Raw genomic sequence first — 15,550 nt, 5'->3', positions numbered from 1 at the left:
TACCGGCGGCGGTAATGTCGTGTATCGTATCAGCACAAGAGCAAGGCACGCCCGGCACTGGCTTTGGCGCCCCCCCGGCTGCCGCCGTGGTGGTCGCCGCGGGCCAGGGGCTGCGGGCCGGACAGCCGCTTCCCAAGCAATTCGCGCGATGGCGTGGTAAACCGGTGGTCAGGCATTCGGTCGAGGCACTGGCCAGTGCCGGAATTGCGCCCATCGCGGTCATGATCCCGCCAGGCGCCGAAACGATCGTGGGCGAGGCCCTCAGCGGCATTCCCGGCCTGCGCTTTGTGGATGGCGGCAAGACGCGGCAGGAGTCGGTCCGCCTCGGGCTCGAAGCCCTGATGGATGCCGGGCCCGGCTATGTGCTGATTCACGACGCTGCCCGGCCGGTTCTGCCGCAAACCGTAATCGCTCGGCTGCTCAACGCCCTGACGCAGTTTCAGGGGGCCATCCCGGTTCTGCCAATGGTCGATAGCCTGGCCCACGCCGCACACAGGCCATCCGGCGACGTCATGGGCCCGGCCGCACGGCGCGAGAGCCTGCGCCGGGTACAGACGCCGCAGGCTTTTCATTTTGCGGACATTCTCGCCGCGCACCGAAGCTGGCCAGGTGACATGAATGCCGGAGACGATGCCCAGGTCGCGCAAGCCCGGGGAATGGAAATCGCCATGGTCGAGGGGGACGAAGCCCTGCACAAGCTGACATTTGCATCCGATTTTGCCGCTGCGCTTCCCGCTGTCCGCGTCGGGACAGGGTACGATGTCCACCGGTTGTCCGAAGGCGGGGAACTCTGGCTTTGCGGCGTCCGGATCGAACACACGCACGGTCTTGCCGGACATAGCGACGCAGACGTTGCCATCCATGCACTGGTCGATGCGCTGCTTGGCGCCATCGGCGCAGGCGACATCGGGCAGCATTTTCCACCCAGCGATCCGCAATGGAAAGGCGCGGCTTCCCATCAGTTTCTCTCCCACGCCGGAACACTTGTGCAAGAGGCCGGTTACGTTCTTGGCAATGCGGACGTGACGATCATATGCGAACGGCCGAAGATCGGCCCGCATCGTGATGCCATGCGCGCGCGGCTGGCGGAAATTCTCCAGGCTGACGTTTCAGCCATCAGCGTGAAGGCAACAACGACCGAGAAACTGGGTTTTACCGGACGGGGCGAAGGCATTGCCGCGCAGGCAGCCGTCAGCCTTGTCCGAATTTAGACTCTAAGAATCAGGAGTTACCGGCATGAAAGGATTGATCGGAGCGGCTTCCTGCCTGCTCGCTCTTGCTCCCGGGCTGGCCGCAGCGGCGGAACCGGTTTGCCTGAGCCGCACGGAGGCAACTTCTCTGGTCGCCTATGCCCTGCCAGAAGCGATCAATGGAACCGTCAAGCGCTGCGCTCCTGTCTTGCCCGCGTCTGCATTTCTGCGTCAGCATGGCGGCGCCCTCGCCGCGCGCTACGCCACGCAAAAGGCCAAGTACTGGCCCGATGCCAAACCAGCCTTCATGAAAGCACTCGGCCCGGATGCGGCGAGCACTGTCGGCAACCTGCCCGACGATACTGCCCGGCAGCTTGCGGACACGTTCGTCGAAGGCTTCGTTTCGCAGCAGATCGCCCTCAAATCCTGCACCAAGCTGGACATTGCGATCGATCTGCTGTCTCCCTTGCCTCCGGAGAACACGGCTGGGCTGATCGCGCTTACCATGGAAGCCGCGAGCAAAGCCGAGCCGAAAGTGGGCAAGATCGCCCTTTGCAAGGATTGAATCCTCAAGGATCGTCATGGCCAAGACATTGTTTTTTCCCGAAGACCTTGTTTCACTCGCAGAGCGGGTAATTGCCGACAACAAGATTGCCGGCCGCAAGATTGCTCTGGCTGAGAGTTGCACCGGCGGCCTTGTCTGCGCCGCGCTTACCGAGATTCCCGGATCATCGGCCGTGCTCGACCGCGGGTTCGTGACATATTCGAACGAAGCGAAACAGGAACTTCTCGGGGTTCCGCAAGACCTGCTCGACGCTTTCGGCGCGGTATCTCCGGCAACCGCCTGGGCTATGGCACAAGGCGCAATCCGGAACAGCAACGCCGATGTGGCCGTGGCGGTAAGCGGCATCGCAGGCCCCGAAGGCGGAACCGAGATGAAGCCCGTAGGCACAGTCGTGTTCGCCCTGGCCATCCGCGGCGACGACGAGGTGAACGCCGAGCAGAGGCAGATCGACGGCGCGAACCGCGCCGAAATCCGGCATCAAGCCGCCCTCGCCGCCTTGGAGCTTTTGCGCCTCGACGCAGAATAAGTGATGTAAATCAAGTGTATATCGAATGAAGGTTACCTTTTTACACCACAGAACACCGCGAGGTATAAAAAGGTAACTTTTAGGCGAGCTTACCGCACGCGCCACGCCTTCCAGATTACATTATGTAACTCGATTAGGTTGCATAATGTTACTATCACATCTCAAGGCTCTTGCTGAACGCCGTAAAGCTCCGCAGCGCGCGTTTCGAAAGCCGCGACCATTTTGCGGAAGGCCTTGTCGAAATACTGCCCTGCCAGCTTTTCGAACAGCACATTGCGAAAGGAGAACTGCACGTCGAATTCGACATCGCAGGCCGTGCTGCTGACCGGGTGAAACGTCCAGACGTTATCAAGGTCGCGCATCGGTCCATCGACATAGTGAACCCGGATTTCACGCGGGCGCTGCCTCTCAACGCGCGAGGTGAACTTTTCCCGCAGCGCCTTGAAGCCGACGAGCATGTCCGCGATCATCTCGTGCCCGTTGTCGGACTTCACGCGCGTGGCCACGACCCAGGGCAGAAACTCCTGATAACGGCCGACATCAGCCACCAGGTCGAACATTTGTTCGGCGCTGTAGGGCAAGCGGTGGACTTCGTGGATTCCCGTCATGTTCAGGCCTGTTTCACCGGCTTGCGGGCCATGTAATGTACACCGGTGGACATCAACGCTGCCCCCGCGCCAGCTTGGCTTCGCGAGCCGCGCGCATTTCCGCGAAATCCTCGCCCGCGTGATAGCTTGAGCGGGTCAGCGGCGTCGAAGCCACCTGCAGGAAGCCCTTCGCGCGGGCAATCGCGCCGTAGGCCGCGAAAGCCTGAGGCGTCACGAACTCCTTGACCTCGGTATGCTTGGGCGTCGGGCGCAGATACTGGCCCATGGTCAGGAAATCGATGTCCGCACAGCGCATGTCGTCCATCACCTGATGCACTTCGAGCCGCTCTTCCCCCAGCCCGAGCATGACCCCGGACTTGGTGAAAATGGAAGGATCGTGAGCCTTTACCTCCTCCAGCAGCCGCAGGGAGGCATAGTAGCGCGCACCGGGGCGGATCGTTGGGTAAAGCCGCGGAACCGTTTCCAGATTGTGATTGTAGACATCGGGCCGGGCAGCGGCGATCGCCTCGATCGCCGCGCGCATCTTGCCACGGAAGTCGGGAGTGAGAATCTCGATCGTGGTCTGCGGCGCGTTGCGGCGCAGTTCCTCGATCACCTTCACGAACTGACTCGCACCGCCATCGGGCAGATCGTCGCGGTCCACCGAAGTGATAACAATGTGCTCCAGCCCCATCTGGGCAGCGGCTTCCGCCACATGGGCAGGCTCGTCCGCATCCACCCGGCCGGGCATCCCGGTCTTCACATTGCAAAAAGCGCAGGCGCGCGTGCAGGTGTCGCCGAGAATCATCACCGTGGCGTGCTTCTTCGTCCAGCACTCGCCGATGTTCGGGCAAGCCGCCTCTTCGCACACCGTATTGAGCTTGAGATCGCGCATAAGCTTGCGCGTCTCGCCGTATCCCTTGGTTGTTGGCGCCTTTACGCGGATCCAGTCCGGTTTGCGCTGACGTTCCGGTTTGTTCTCGGGGCTCGGTGCAGAGGAAAGATCGTTCATGGGGCCCAGATAGTCATATGCTTGCGCCCTTGCCAGTACGAATATCCCGGTTAAGGACGGGCCACGGCCTCAATCCCCCTTATGGAGTGCTCTCACAATGCCGGAAAACGGAAGCAACGCCCTGGATCACCTCCTCGACGGTTATCGCCGTTTTCGTGACACGGGATGGACCCCGCACCGCGAGCGCTGGGCCCACCTGCAGGAAGGGCAGCAGCCCGAAGTGATGATCATCGCCTGCTCTGACAGCCGCGTCGATCCCACACAGATTTTCGATACCGATCCAGGCGAGATATTCGTCGTGCGCAATGTCGCCGCGCTGGTGCCGCCGTTTGAGACCGCGCCCGGCCATCACGGCGTCTCCGCCGCGCTCGAATTCGCGGTTCAGGTGCTGAAGGTGAAGGAAATCGTGGTCATGGGCCATGGCATGTGCGGCGGCTGCAAGGCTGCGCTGACACAGGAACTGCACGGCACGGAACCGGGCGAAGGCGGCTTCATTGCCGACTGGATCGCGCTGCTTGACGATGCGCGCGAACCAGTCGCGGCGCAATACGGCACCGAAGGCCGCCCGGCGGAACGCCAGATGGAACAGGCCGCCGTCAAAGTCAGCCTTGAGAACCTGATGACGTTCCCTTGCATTCGCCGCAAGGTGCGCGATGGCGACCTGCGGCTGCGCGGCGCGTTCTTCGCGATCTCCGACGGTGTCCTCCATCTGATGGAAGATTCCAGCGGTGAATTCGCACCTGTGACCTGAGGGACAAACAGCCTGTCCATCGCTGGACAGCGGCGCCCGCCAGGGCAAACGAAAAAGGGCGGCGGGATAGTCCCACCGCCCTTTTTCTTTCGCGCCTAGCGCAGATTTCCGTCAGCTGGCGGGGGAAGCCGCCTTGCCCTTGGCGTAAGCGCTCCACATTTTCGCAACAGTGGCGCGCGGCCCGTTCACCTTGGCGAAGTTGCTCTCCGCATCGGCGTACTTGCCCTGCAACGCCTGGGTCATGCCGAGACGCAGCGCGACCTTGTCCGCATCGACACCTGGCATTCCGAGCGCCTTGGCGTAGAAGGTTTCCGCCTTGGCAGGCTGATCATAGCTCAGGAAAACGTCGCCGGCGCCGACCACAGTGCCTGCCTTGGCGCCGGGCTTCATGGCATCGCTTGCCACCGACGGCAGCGATGCCTTGTCGCTGGCGACGCGCGATTGCGTATTGGACTTGTCCGCGGCGATTTCAGCTTCGGTCAGCTTGCCCTTGGCAAGACCGTCATTGATCACCTTCATCGCTTCGCCCGGATAGGCGCGCGGATCGACATCTTCCAGATACGTGAAGTAGTCGCGCTTTTCCGTCATCGAATTGGTCAGGAACTTCAGGCGCATCAAGTCCACATCCTGCTCACGCGGGAGCGCGGCGAGCTGGCCGACGACCGAGATCGCGATGTTCCAGGACTTCGGATAGTACTGCCCCAGCAGGGCCGCGTATTCGGTCGACGGCCCAAGCTGCTTGGCCGAATACGTCTGCTGCAGCACGGTGCGCAGCGAGGTTTCGGCCGGAGCCGTGCCATTGGCCTCGGCGGCGGCAATATCCTCCTTGGCCATCTGCAGCACGGCTTCGGTGTTGCCGCTGCGCTTGTAGGCATCGGCAAGGATCAGTTCGAGCTGGTTGTTCGGATCCTGAAAACCAGCGTCCTTCGCGGCCTTGAGGTAGGTCGCCGCGCTGGTCCAGTCCTTGAGCTGATAGGCCGTTACGCCGGCATCGTAGTCCATCTGGCCCACTTTGTCCGCCGCCAGCTTGCCGCTGTCGAGCATAAGGAGCGTACCCTTCTGCTTGAAGGCCAAATCCTTGGACAGGATGCCGTAGTTGCGGAGCATCGAACCCAAGGCATGCTTGTCGTCCGGCGTGGTCGCGGTCGGGATCGCGGCCTCGAAAGCCGCCTTGCCGTCACCGCCCAGCGCCGCATCGATCTGCGTCTTGGCCGCTGCAAAGTCGGCCGGACCGGCACCGGCAGGCAGTTTCGACGTCGCCTCGGTCATCGCCTTTTCGATCGGGCCTGCTGCCTTGCGGAAATCGTCGGAGAAATTGGCGGCGGGCGCCTTTTCCTTTTCCTTCTTCTTGGCCATCGCCGGAGGCGCCACCGCCACGGCCATGCCACTCGACAGCGCGAGCGCGAGAGCAAAACGGGAAACCAGGAATTTGCGAGCCATCAAGGCCACTCCTCTCAAGACAAAACAATACATGCCCGGAAACGGGCACCTGTAACTCACCGGCGCCGGTGTGCCGCCGAATTGGCGGCTTGGCAACCTTTCGCTCCTGTTACCCGCGCGCCACTGAACGCTTATTGAATGCAGTTTGCCGCAGATATGGGCCCGCGATGACAGCGCCAGGGCCCGATTGCCCGCAAAAGCGCTCTTAAGTGTGGAAAACGCAGCGATGTTTTCCCCGGCTGGGTGCCCCTTGCTGTGGCAATCGTCCGGCGCTTGTCCTAGGGCAGTTCATCACCCTTTTTCCGCAACAACAGCGATAGAACCGCGTGAGCGACGACACCGAGAACAACGAGCACACCGGCCCCGAAGGCGAATACACGCGCGTCGACATCGTCGATGAGATGAAGACGAGCTATCTCGATTACGCGATGAGCGTGATCGTGAGCCGCGCGCTTCCCGACGTGCGCGACGGCTTGAAACCCGTCCACCGGCGTATTCTCTTCGCCAGCCAGGAAGGCGGCTTCGTCGCCGGACGGCCCTACCGCAAATCGGCGAAGATCGTCGGCGACGTGATGGGTAATTATCACCCGCACGGTGACAGCGCGATCTACGATGCCCTGGCGCGCATGACGCAGGACTGGTCGATGCGGCTGCCGCTGATCGACGGTCAGGGCAACTTCGGCTCGATGGACCCGGACCCCCCGGCCTCCATGCGTTACACCGAAGCGCGTCTGGCCCGCGTTGCCAACTCGCTGATGGACGATCTCGACAAGAACACCGTCGATTTCGCCGACAACTACGACGGTTCGCGGCAGGAGCCGACCGTCCTGCCCGCACGCTTCCCGAACCTGCTGGTCAACGGCGCGGGCGGCATCGCGGTCGGCATGGCGACCAACATTCCGCCGCACAATCTGGGCGAAGTGATCGACGGTTGCTTTGCGATGATGGACAATCCGGGGATCTCCTCGGAGGAACTGTTCGAGATCATTCCGGGCCCGGATTTCCCGACCGCACCGCTGATCCTGGGCTCCAGCGGTTCGCGCGCGGCCTATACACAGGGGCGCGGCTCGATCGTCCAGCGCTGCCGTCACGAGATCGAGGAAGGCCGGGGCGACCGCCGCTCGATCGTCCTAACCTCGATGCCCTATCAGGTCGGCAAGTCCGGCCTCGTCGAGAAAATCGCCGAAGCCGCCAAGGACAAGCGGATCGAGGGTGTCTCCGACATCCGCGACGAATCCAACCGCGAAGGCGTGCGGGTGGTCATCGACCTCAAGCGCGACGCCTCGCCGGAAGTCGTGCTCAACCAGCTCTGGCGCAACACGCCCGCGCAGTCTAACTTCCCGGCCAACATGCTGGCGATCCGCGGCGGGCGGCCGGAAATCCTGTCGCTGCGCGACATTCTCCAGTCGTTCATCCAGTTCCGCGAAGAGGTCATCACCCGCCGCACCAAGTTCGAACTGAACAAGGCGCGCGACCGGGCCCATATCCTGCTTGGCCTCGTGGTCGCAGTGTCCAACATGGACGAAGTCGTGACGATCATCCGCGGTTCCTCGAACCCGGCCGACGCCCGCGCCAAGCTGCTCGCCAAGGAGTGGCCGATCGGCGAAATTGCGCCCTATATCCGTCTGGTCGAGGCGATCGAGCCCACGGCCGAAGAAACCGGCGGCACCTACCGGCTTTCCGAAGCGCAGGTTAAGGCCATTCTGGATCTGCGTCTCCACCGCCTGACCGCACTGGGCCGCGACGAGATCGGTGATGAGCTCAAGGAGCTCGCGGTCGCCATCGAGGAATATCTGGCGATCCTGGCCGACCGCGTGAAGCTCTACGGCGTCATGCGCGAGGAACTGCAGGCCGTGCGCGATCTTTATGCCACGCCGCGCATGTCCGAGATTACCGCCGCCTTCGACGGCATCGAGGACGAAGACCTGATCGAGCGCGAGGACATGGTGGTGACTGTCACCATGGACGGCTACATCAAGCGCACCGCCCTCTCCACCTTCCGTGCCCAGGCCCGCGGCGGCAAGGGCCGCGCCGGTATGGCGACGAAGGAAGAGGATGCCGTGACGACGATGTTCGTCACCTCCACGCACAACCCGGTGCTGTTCTTCTCGACCGCCGGAAAGGTCTACCGCCTCAAGGTCTACAAGCTGCCCGAAGGCGGCCCCACCACGCGCGGCCGTCCGATCGTCAATCTCCTGCCCGCCCTGGACAAGGACGAGACGATCCAGACCGTGCTCGCCCTGCCCGAAGACGAGACCGAATGGAGCAAGCTCTCGGTCGTCTTCGCCACGGCCAGGGGCAATGTGCGCCGCAACGCCATGGACGCCTTCGCGAACATCCCTTCCAACGGCAAGTTCGCGATGAAGTTCGACGAAGGCTCGGACGACCACCTGATCGGCGTCGCCCTGCTCGAATCTACCGACGACGTGCTGCTGGCAAGCCGTCAGGGCAAGGCAATCCGCTTTGCAGGTGACGATGTGCGCGAGTTCACAAGCCGCACCTCCACCGGCGTGCGCGGCATGAACCTGAAAACCAACGACAAGGGCGAGATGGACGAGGTGATCTCGCTTTCGATCCTTCACCGTGTCGGCACCACGCCGGAGGAACGCGAGGCTTATCTCAAGTTCGCGCCCTGGAAGGGCGAAAAGGAAGGCGCCCCCTCGCTGTCTCCCGAACGCATGGCCGAACTGACCGAGAGCGAGCAGTTCATTCTTACCGTTTGCGCCAACGGCTACGGCAAGATGTCCTCGGCCTACGAGTACCGGCGCACCGGACGCGGCGGACAGGGGATCACCAATATCGACAACATCGAGCGTAACGGCCCGGTTGTCGCCAGCTTCCCCGCGACGCAGGCCCAGCAACTGCTGCTGGTGACCGATCAGGCCAAACTGATCCGCCTGCCGCTGGAGAGCCTGCGCGTCATCGGGCGCGGTTCGGCCGGTGTGCGCCTGTTCAACGTATCGGCGGACGAACACGTAGTCAGCGCCGTGCGCCTCGACGAAGAGGCCGAAGAGGAAGTCATCGAGGCGGAAGCCGCCGGTGATGCACCTGCGCCCAAAACACCCGAAAGCGAAGCACCGGAAGGCGAAGCGTGAGCCAGCCCGGCCCGGTTGCGTACAAGATCCTAACCGGAGAGCAGCTGCAGCAGTTGCTCTCCGCCGGGACATTTCAAGGTGCCCCGATCGATCTGGCCGACGGGTACATCCATATGTCCACCGCAGGACAGACGCAGGAAACGCTGGAAAAGCACTTCGCCGGGCAAAGCGATCTGCATATCGCTGCCGTCGATCTGACCCGGCTCGGCGATGCGGTGAAGTGGGAAGTCTCACGCGGCGGCGCGTTGTTTCCGCATATCTACGCCGAACTGCCGCTATCGGCCGTCTTGGCGCATGGCCCTGTCGCTTATGACGAGAGCGGCGATTTAGCGCTTCCTGCCGCTTAGAAACCCTGCCGCCAAGCCGCCGCACGGGCCCGAAGTTCGCCGGTTACGCCTGTCGCCAGGATGAGGTTTCCAAGATAGAACAGCGGCCATCCCAGGGTTTCACCAAGCCCCGGCCCATTGATCACATGCAGCGATGACAGCGCGGCGATATTGCCTGCAACAATCACCAGTGCCCCCAATCCCACGCGGTAGCGCGGGAATCGGCTTGTCCATGCACAGGCCGCCATTCCGCCCAGTGCCGCGCCAAAGTACACCGGCGCCCATCCGGCTCCTACCGCCGGTTGCACGGCCAGTTGGCAAATCACGGGCGTAAGAAGCAGCAACGTCACGGCAAGGCTCATCTGGCTGACAGAAAGGCGCTCCCTCCGGTGCATCAGGAACAGACCGATGCCCAGCGTGAAGCCCACTGCCACCATCACGGCAGCAAGCGTTTCAGCCAGACCGGACAAGGCCGCTCCCACGCCCTGAAACACCAGCATCGCCGCCAGCAACTGGCTATCGCGCCCCTTGTGGCGCAGCATGGCATAGACCGCGAGCAGCGCCAGCGGTGCGGCTTTCAGTGTCATGAGATAAACGCCGGGCAGGCGGCTGTCCTGCAGCCACACAACAGCCAGCGCGAGCAGGATGCTGGTCAGAAGCCATGGCCTGCGTTCGATGAGAGCTCGCCTGGGCATGATCCGGCCAAATCCTTCTGCATAATGCACGTGCCAAGCCCCTATGGCAGCACTTGCCCTTTCCCGTCGAGCCGAGACAAGCTAGGCGCGCGGGCATGCATTACGATGTCCACATTATCGGCGGCGGCCTGGCAGGCAGCGAGACCGCCTGGCAGCTCGGCCGCCGCGGTTTCAAGGTTCGCCTGTCCGAAATGCGCGGAACCGGAGAGCGCTCCCCCGCGCACCAGACCGACGGGCTGGCCGAGCTCGTCTGTTCGAACTCCTTCCGTTCGGACGACGACGAGAAGAACGCCGTCGGCCTGCTGCACCACGAAATGCGGCTCTGCGATTCGCTGATCATGGGCGCGGCCGCCAAGGCGCAAGTGCCTGCCGGATCGGCGCTCGCCGTCGACCGGGATGTCTTTTCCGCCGAAGTCGAAGCGCGGCTGGGCGCCCTGCCCAATGTCGAAATCGTGCGGGAACGGGTCGATACCCTGCCCGGCAGCGGCATGACGGTCGTAGCGACCGGCCCGCTCACCGCGCAAGCGCTGGCCGGATCGATCGCGCAGGCGACAGGCGCGGATTCGCTGGCTTTCTTCGATGCCATCGCGCCCATTGTCTACCGCGAGACAATCGACATGGACATCTGCTGGATGGCCTCGCGCTGGGACAAACCGTCAAAGTTCGGCGGCGAGGCCAAGGACTACATCAATTGCCCGATGGACAAGGACCAGTACCTGGCCTTCCATCAGGGCCTGATCGATGGCGAGAAAACCGCGTTCAAGGAGTGGGAGGCGAACACCCCCTATTTCGACGGCTGCATGCCGATCGAGGTCATGGCCGAACGCGGCGTCGAAACGCTGCGTTTCGGGCCGATGAAGCCGGTGGGGCTCGACAACCCCCATTGGGCGACGCCCGAACACCCCAATGGCCGCTGGCCTTATGCAGTGGTGCAGCTGCGGCAGGACAACAAGCTGGGCACGCTGTGGAACATGGTCGGCTTCCAGACCAAGCTGAAGCATGCCGAGCAGGTCCGCCTGTTCCGCACGATTCCGGGGCTGGAAAAGGCCGAATTCGCGCGCCTTGGCGGCCTGCACCGCAACACGTTCCTCAATTCGCCAGTCCTGCTCGACCGGCAATTGCGGCTCAAGAGCGCGCCGCACGTGCGATTTGCGGGGCAGATCACCGGCTGCGAGGGCTATGTCGAAAGCGCGGCCGTGGGGCTGATGACCGGCCTGATGACAGCGGCAGAGCTGGCAGGGCGCGACTGGCAGGCCCCGCCCCGCACAACGGCACTGGGCGCCCTGCTTGCGCACATCACCGGCGATGCCGAGGCCGAGAGCTATCAGCCGATGAACGTCAATTTCGGACTGTTCCCGCCGCTTCACGACGTGAAGAAGAAACAGCGCAAGGAGGCCTACACCTCCCGCGCCAAGGAAGACATCGGCGGCTGGCTGGCCACACTGGCTCCCGCGGCCTGATCAACCGCCGCCTGATCAGCAGCCGCACTTCGGCTTTCGCCGGGGCGGCGGCGCGGTGCGGGCAAACTCCTCCGGCGTCAACTCATCGTCGCGATTAACGTCGGCGTGATCGAACTTGTCGACGGTGGTGACGGCCCACTCCTCGAACGAGAGCAAGTTGTTGCCGTCCTTGTCGAGCTTGCGGAACGCGGCGGTGCGCGTCGAGAGCATCTCGTTGCGGCTGATGCGCCCGTCACTGTTCCGGTCGTAACGTCCAAAACGGCGCTGCTCGCGCGTCAGTTTCGTGGCCGCCGGAGGCTCCGGCCCCATGATCTCGCCGGGGTCCGCGCTGGGCAGCTCTTCCGGATCGAACGACGCCATCGCTTCGGGCGGCGGCGCGGCCTTTTCCACTTCGGCCCTGCCCTGCCACCAGAACAGGCCGACACCGGCCATAACAAGCGCGGCAAGGCCGCCAAGCAGGAAGCGATTCATGAAAGATCCCCGTTAACCGCTGGCTGGATAGGCCGCCGGCATCATGGGGCTGAAATTACATATCTTTCACCAGAGCCGGTCAGACGCCAAGCAGCCCGAGCCGCAAGGCCTTGAGCATGGCCGCCGGTGACAACGCGGCCGCTTCACTGCCCTTGTCCAGACGGCGCCGGGCCAGTCCCTGAAGGACCAGCAAGGGCCGCAAGGCACGCGATACGCGCGGGCGTCCCCCGCTGTTTTCCGCGCCTGCCAGGGTCAGAGCGGCTTCGCGTTCCTGCGCATTGCCCAGACGCACGGCGAGATCGGCAAGCCCCCATTGCTGCCCCAGACGGTAGGCGGCGCGCGATTCCTTTTCGCGATCCAGCGCATGGGCAAGCCCGGCAAACGCTTCCGCCCGCCCTTGCGCCATCGTTCGCAGCGCATCGCCGGGCAGCGGAGCAGGCCCCGTCAGGGCCTCCCAGCCATCGACCAGCGCCGTCAGGGCCTTGTGCTTGCCGTTCCAGCTGCGCAACGCGGCCAGCAGAGGTTCGCCTTCGGGCCATTCGTTATGCTCCCGGCCCAGCGATTCCCGCCACCAGGACAGCCGCAGCTGTGCCAGCATCGGCTCGCGCGAATGGCGCAGCAGCCCGGCAAGCCGGGTGTCCAGCGCGAACAGCGCCAGTGTGGGAAGCCGGGCGGAAGCCGGTGCATAGGCCAGTGCCAGACGCGAAACGGCAGGCAGCGACTGGATTAGGGCATCCTCGTGCCCATCTGCGGCCACTTTGACGGAAGGAATATTGTCAGACACAGCGCCTCTCTAGGGAGCAAACGCGGGCATGCAAGCATTGCCGCAGCCGCACTATACTCTCAGTCTACCGGCGGGTGCCCCGCGATCGCTTCCAAATCCGTGCCACTATCAACGGCCGGGAGACAGCGCGAGGGCCGGGCCGCACTGGTGCCCGGCCCTCGCCCGTATCAGCGGTAGCAGACCTTCTTCACCGCCTCGATCACGCGCGGCGCGTCGATCAGCGCCGCCTTTTCGAGATTGGCGGCGTAAGGCAGCGGCACGTCTTCGTTGCAGACGCGCACGACCGGGGCGTCGAGATCGTCGAAGCCTTCTTCCATGCAGATCGCCGCGATTTCCGAGGCGATCGAACAGACCGGGAAGCCTTCCTCGGCCACGACCATGCGATTGGTCTTGGCCAGACTTTCGAGCACCGTTTCCTTGTCGAGCGGGCGCAGCGTGCGCAGGTCGATCACTTCGGCATCGATGCCTTCGGCCGCGAGCGCTTCGGCCGCTTCCAGCGCAACGCCCACGCCGATCGAGTAGGACACGATGGTCACGTCCTTGCCCTCACGCATGATCCGCGCCTTGCCGATCGGCAGGACGTGATCGTCAAGTTCGGGCAGTTCGAACGTGCGGCCATAGACCAGCTCGTTTTCGAGGAAGACGACCGGATCCTCGCAGCGGATGGCCGCCTTGAGCAGGCCCTTGGCATCCGAAGCGTCATACGGCGCGATCACCACCAGACCCGGCACCTGGGCATACCAGGGGCCGTAGTTCTGCGAGTGCTGCGCGCCGACACGCGAGGCTGCACCGTTCGGGCCGCGGAACACCACCGGGCAGCGCATCTGGCCGCCGGACATGTAGTTGGTCTTGGCCGCCGAGTTGATGATGTGGTCAATCGCCTGCATGGCGAAGTTGAACGTCATGAATTCGACGATCGGGCGCAGGCCGCCCATCGCGGCGCCGGTGCCGATACCGGCAAAGCCATACTCGGTGATCGGCGTATCGATCACCCGCTTGGCGCCGAATTCTTCAAGCAGTCCCTGCGTGACCTTGTAGGCGCCCTGATATTCGGCGACTTCCTCACCCATCACGAAGACGCGTTCGTCACGGCGCATTTCCTCGGCCATGGCATCGCGCAGGGCTTCGCGCACGGTCGAGGTCTTCATGTTGGTGCCATGCGGGACCTCTGGATCGGAAACCTTCGGCCGGGCTTCGCTGGCAAGCTGCGCCGTGCCGCTCTCGGCCGGAGTTTCCTGCGTCACGTCGGATTTGACCTGCTGGGCTTCGACAACCGGCTGCGGCGCCTCTACCGCGGAGGCATCCTCGCCCTCGCCAGCCAGCATCGCAATGACAGTGCCAACTTTCACGCCTTCGGTGCCTTCGGGGACGACGATCTTGCCGACCGTGCCTTCATCGACGGCCTCGAATTCCATCGTTGCCTTGTCGGTTTCGATTTCGGCCAGGATGTCGCCGGAGGTGACTTCGTCGCCTTCCTTGACCAGCCACTTGGCCAGTTTGCCCTCTTCCATCGTCGGAGAGAGCGCGGGCATCTTGAGTTCGATCGCCATCAGTAGCGCTCCACCAGCACGTCAGTATAGAGTTCGGACATTTCGGGTTCGGGCGAGCTTTCCGCGAAATCCGCCGCCTCCGTCACCAGCGCGCGCATGCGCTTGTCGATGTCCTTCAGGCTGGCTTCGCTCACACCCATTTCCATAAGTTCGGCCTTGGCATGCTCAATCGGATCGCGCTTCTGGCGCACGTCCTGCACTTCCTCACGGCTGCGGTATTTGGCCGGGTCGGACATCGAGTGCCCGCGATAGCGATAAGTGCTCAGCTCCATGAGAACCGGCCCGTTGCCGCCGCGTACATGCTCCAGCGCGATCTCGGCCGCCTTGCGCACTTCGAGAACGTCCATCCCGTCCACCTGCATGCCGGGGATGCGGAACGCGGTGCCGCGGCGGTAGAAGTGCGTCTCGGCCGAACCGCGCTTGACGGCAGTGCCCATGGCGTACTGGTTGTTTTCCACCACGAACACGATCGGCAGGTTCCACAGCGAGGCCATGTTGAAGCTCTCGTAGACCTGGCCCTGGTTGGCCGCGCCGTCACCGAAGTAGGCCACGGTCACGCCGCCGTCCTCGTTGTACTTGTGCGAGAAGGCGAGACCGGTGCCGAGCGGCACTTGAGCGCCGACGATGCCGTGGCCGCCGTAGAACTTGTGATCGACGCTGAACATATGCATCGATCCGCCCTTGCCTTTCGAGATGCCCGAATGGCGGCCGGTCAGTTCGGCCATGATAACCTTGGGGTCGATACCATAGGCCAGCATGTGCCCGTGATCGCGGTAGCCGGTAATGACCGAGTCGAGACCGCCCTTGAGCGAAGACTGCAGACCGACGGCGACGGCTTCCTGACCGATATAGAGATGGCAGAAACCACCGATCAGCCCGAGGCCGTAAAGCTGGCCGGCCTTCTCTTCGAAGCGCCGGATCAGCAGCATCTGCTCATAGAAGTGCAGCAATTCTTCCTTACTCGCCTTGTAACGGCGATCGGCTGCATGGGCTTGCTGGAGGCTGCGAAGCGCGAAATCTTCGCCTTCCTCAGCGGCTACGGCAGGTTCATTACCGCTGTCTGCGGCATTCTTGGCTTTGGGCAAAGCGTGCTCCCAA

General features: G+C 63.4%; 15 protein-coding genes. 7 read left to right on the top strand and 8 right to left on the bottom strand.

From position 1 onward, the window contains the following. Positions 1 to 14 precede the first annotated feature (14 nt). From MTR66_RS05730 to MTR66_RS05720, 3 genes are read left to right on the top strand one after another with little or no spacing between them, the layout of a single operon-like run. On the top strand, positions 15 to 1,211 hold the full coding sequence (locus MTR66_RS05730) for a bifunctional 2-C-methyl-D-erythritol 4-phosphate cytidylyltransferase/2-C-methyl-D-erythritol 2,4-cyclodiphosphate synthase (RefSeq protein ID WP_243918653.1): 1,197 nt from the start codon (positions 15 to 17) through the stop codon (positions 1,209 to 1,211). Between the two features lie 25 nt (positions 1,212 to 1,236). Then, positions 1,237 to 1,755: a hypothetical protein gene (locus tag MTR66_RS05725; protein WP_243918651.1), complete on the top strand. Its 519-nt coding sequence runs from the start codon at positions 1,237 to 1,239 to the stop codon at positions 1,753 to 1,755. A gap of 16 nt (positions 1,756 to 1,771) precedes the next feature. Next, on the top strand, positions 1,772 to 2,281 hold the full coding sequence (locus MTR66_RS05720) for a CinA family protein (RefSeq protein WP_243918649.1): 510 nt from the start codon (positions 1,772 to 1,774) through the stop codon (positions 2,279 to 2,281). Positions 2,282 to 2,442: 161 nt separating this feature from the next. Here MTR66_RS05720 and MTR66_RS05715 read toward each other — a convergent pair whose 3' ends face one another. Together MTR66_RS05715 and lipA are read right to left on the bottom strand one after the other, a co-directional pair. Continuing rightward, entirely contained in the window at positions 2,443 to 2,889 is a 447-nt protein-coding gene (locus MTR66_RS05715) for a type II toxin-antitoxin system RatA family toxin (RefSeq protein ID WP_243918647.1), read from the bottom strand. A 52-nt stretch (positions 2,890 to 2,941) separates the two neighbouring features. Then, a complete protein-coding gene (lipA, locus tag MTR66_RS05710) occupies positions 2,942 to 3,880 on the bottom strand; it encodes a lipoyl synthase (protein ID WP_243918645.1) in 939 nt (312 codons plus the stop codon). A gap of 97 nt (positions 3,881 to 3,977) precedes the next feature. Here lipA and MTR66_RS05705 point away from each other — a divergent pair, with 97 nt between their 5' ends. Continuing rightward, positions 3,978 to 4,631 (top strand): carbonic anhydrase, encoded by a 654-nt coding sequence (locus MTR66_RS05705; RefSeq protein WP_243918643.1) that lies wholly within the window; start codon positions 3,978 to 3,980, stop codon positions 4,629 to 4,631. A gap of 111 nt (positions 4,632 to 4,742) precedes the next feature. Here the strand turns inward: MTR66_RS05705 and MTR66_RS05700 are convergent, their stop codons facing one another. After that, positions 4,743 to 6,071, bottom strand: a complete 1,329-nt coding sequence (locus MTR66_RS05700; RefSeq protein ID WP_243918641.1) for a hypothetical protein — start codon at positions 6,069 to 6,071, stop codon at positions 4,743 to 4,745. A gap of 401 nt (positions 6,072 to 6,472) precedes the next feature. Here MTR66_RS05700 and gyrA point away from each other — a divergent pair, with 401 nt between their 5' ends. Next, positions 6,473 to 9,166 (top strand): DNA gyrase subunit A, encoded by a 2,694-nt coding sequence (gene gyrA / locus MTR66_RS05695; protein WP_407673025.1) that lies wholly within the window; start codon positions 6,473 to 6,475, stop codon positions 9,164 to 9,166. Further along, on the top strand, positions 9,163 to 9,513 hold the full coding sequence (locus MTR66_RS05690) for a DUF952 domain-containing protein (RefSeq protein ID WP_243918637.1): 351 nt from the start codon (positions 9,163 to 9,165) through the stop codon (positions 9,511 to 9,513). The genes gyrA and MTR66_RS05690 overlap by 4 nt, the downstream gene beginning before the upstream one ends. On the opposite strand, the gene MTR66_RS05685 is transcribed toward MTR66_RS05690, so the two are convergent. Next, positions 9,510 to 10,187 (bottom strand): hypothetical protein, encoded by a 678-nt coding sequence (locus tag MTR66_RS05685; RefSeq protein ID WP_243918635.1) that lies wholly within the window; start codon positions 10,185 to 10,187, stop codon positions 9,510 to 9,512. The genes MTR66_RS05690 and MTR66_RS05685 overlap by 4 nt on opposite strands. 95 nt (positions 10,188 to 10,282) lie before the next feature. Between MTR66_RS05685 and trmFO the strand changes: the two genes are divergently transcribed. Further along, positions 10,283 to 11,647: a methylenetetrahydrofolate--tRNA-(uracil(54)-C(5))-methyltransferase (FADH(2)-oxidizing) TrmFO gene (gene trmFO, locus MTR66_RS05680; protein WP_243918633.1), complete on the top strand. Its 1,365-nt coding sequence runs from the start codon at positions 10,283 to 10,285 to the stop codon at positions 11,645 to 11,647. Positions 11,648 to 11,662: 15 nt separating this feature from the next. Here the strand turns inward: trmFO and MTR66_RS05675 are convergent, their stop codons facing one another. From MTR66_RS05675 to pdhA, 4 genes are all read right to left on the bottom strand, one after another. After that, on the bottom strand, positions 11,663 to 12,118 hold the full coding sequence (locus MTR66_RS05675; protein WP_243918631.1) for an EF-hand domain-containing protein: 456 nt from the start codon (positions 12,116 to 12,118) through the stop codon (positions 11,663 to 11,665). 79 nt (positions 12,119 to 12,197) lie between these two features. Then, the gene (locus MTR66_RS05670; RefSeq protein ID WP_243918629.1) at positions 12,198 to 12,902 is read right to left on the bottom strand and encodes a hypothetical protein; all 705 of its coding nucleotides are present in this window, start codon (positions 12,900 to 12,902) and stop codon (positions 12,198 to 12,200) included. A 167-nt stretch (positions 12,903 to 13,069) separates the two neighbouring features. After that, the gene (locus MTR66_RS05665; protein WP_243918627.1) at positions 13,070 to 14,452 is read right to left on the bottom strand and encodes a pyruvate dehydrogenase complex E1 component subunit beta; all 1,383 of its coding nucleotides are present in this window, start codon (positions 14,450 to 14,452) and stop codon (positions 13,070 to 13,072) included. Then, positions 14,452 to 15,537 carry a pyruvate dehydrogenase (acetyl-transferring) E1 component subunit alpha gene (pdhA, locus tag MTR66_RS05660; RefSeq protein WP_243918625.1) on the bottom strand — a complete coding sequence of 362 codons (1,086 nt, stop codon included), beginning with the start codon at positions 15,535 to 15,537 and terminating at the stop codon, positions 14,452 to 14,454. Before pdhA ends, MTR66_RS05665 begins: the two co-directional genes overlap by 1 nt. Positions 15,538 to 15,550: the final 13 nt, after the last annotated feature.

The sequence above is a fragment of the Novosphingobium beihaiense genome (assembly GCF_022832375.1).
Taxonomy (GTDB): Bacteria; Pseudomonadota; Alphaproteobacteria; order Sphingomonadales; family Sphingomonadaceae; genus Novosphingobium; species Novosphingobium beihaiensis.
The sequence above is the reverse complement of the archived record's forward strand: the minus strand, read 5'-3'. Positions and strand labels throughout refer to the sequence as shown.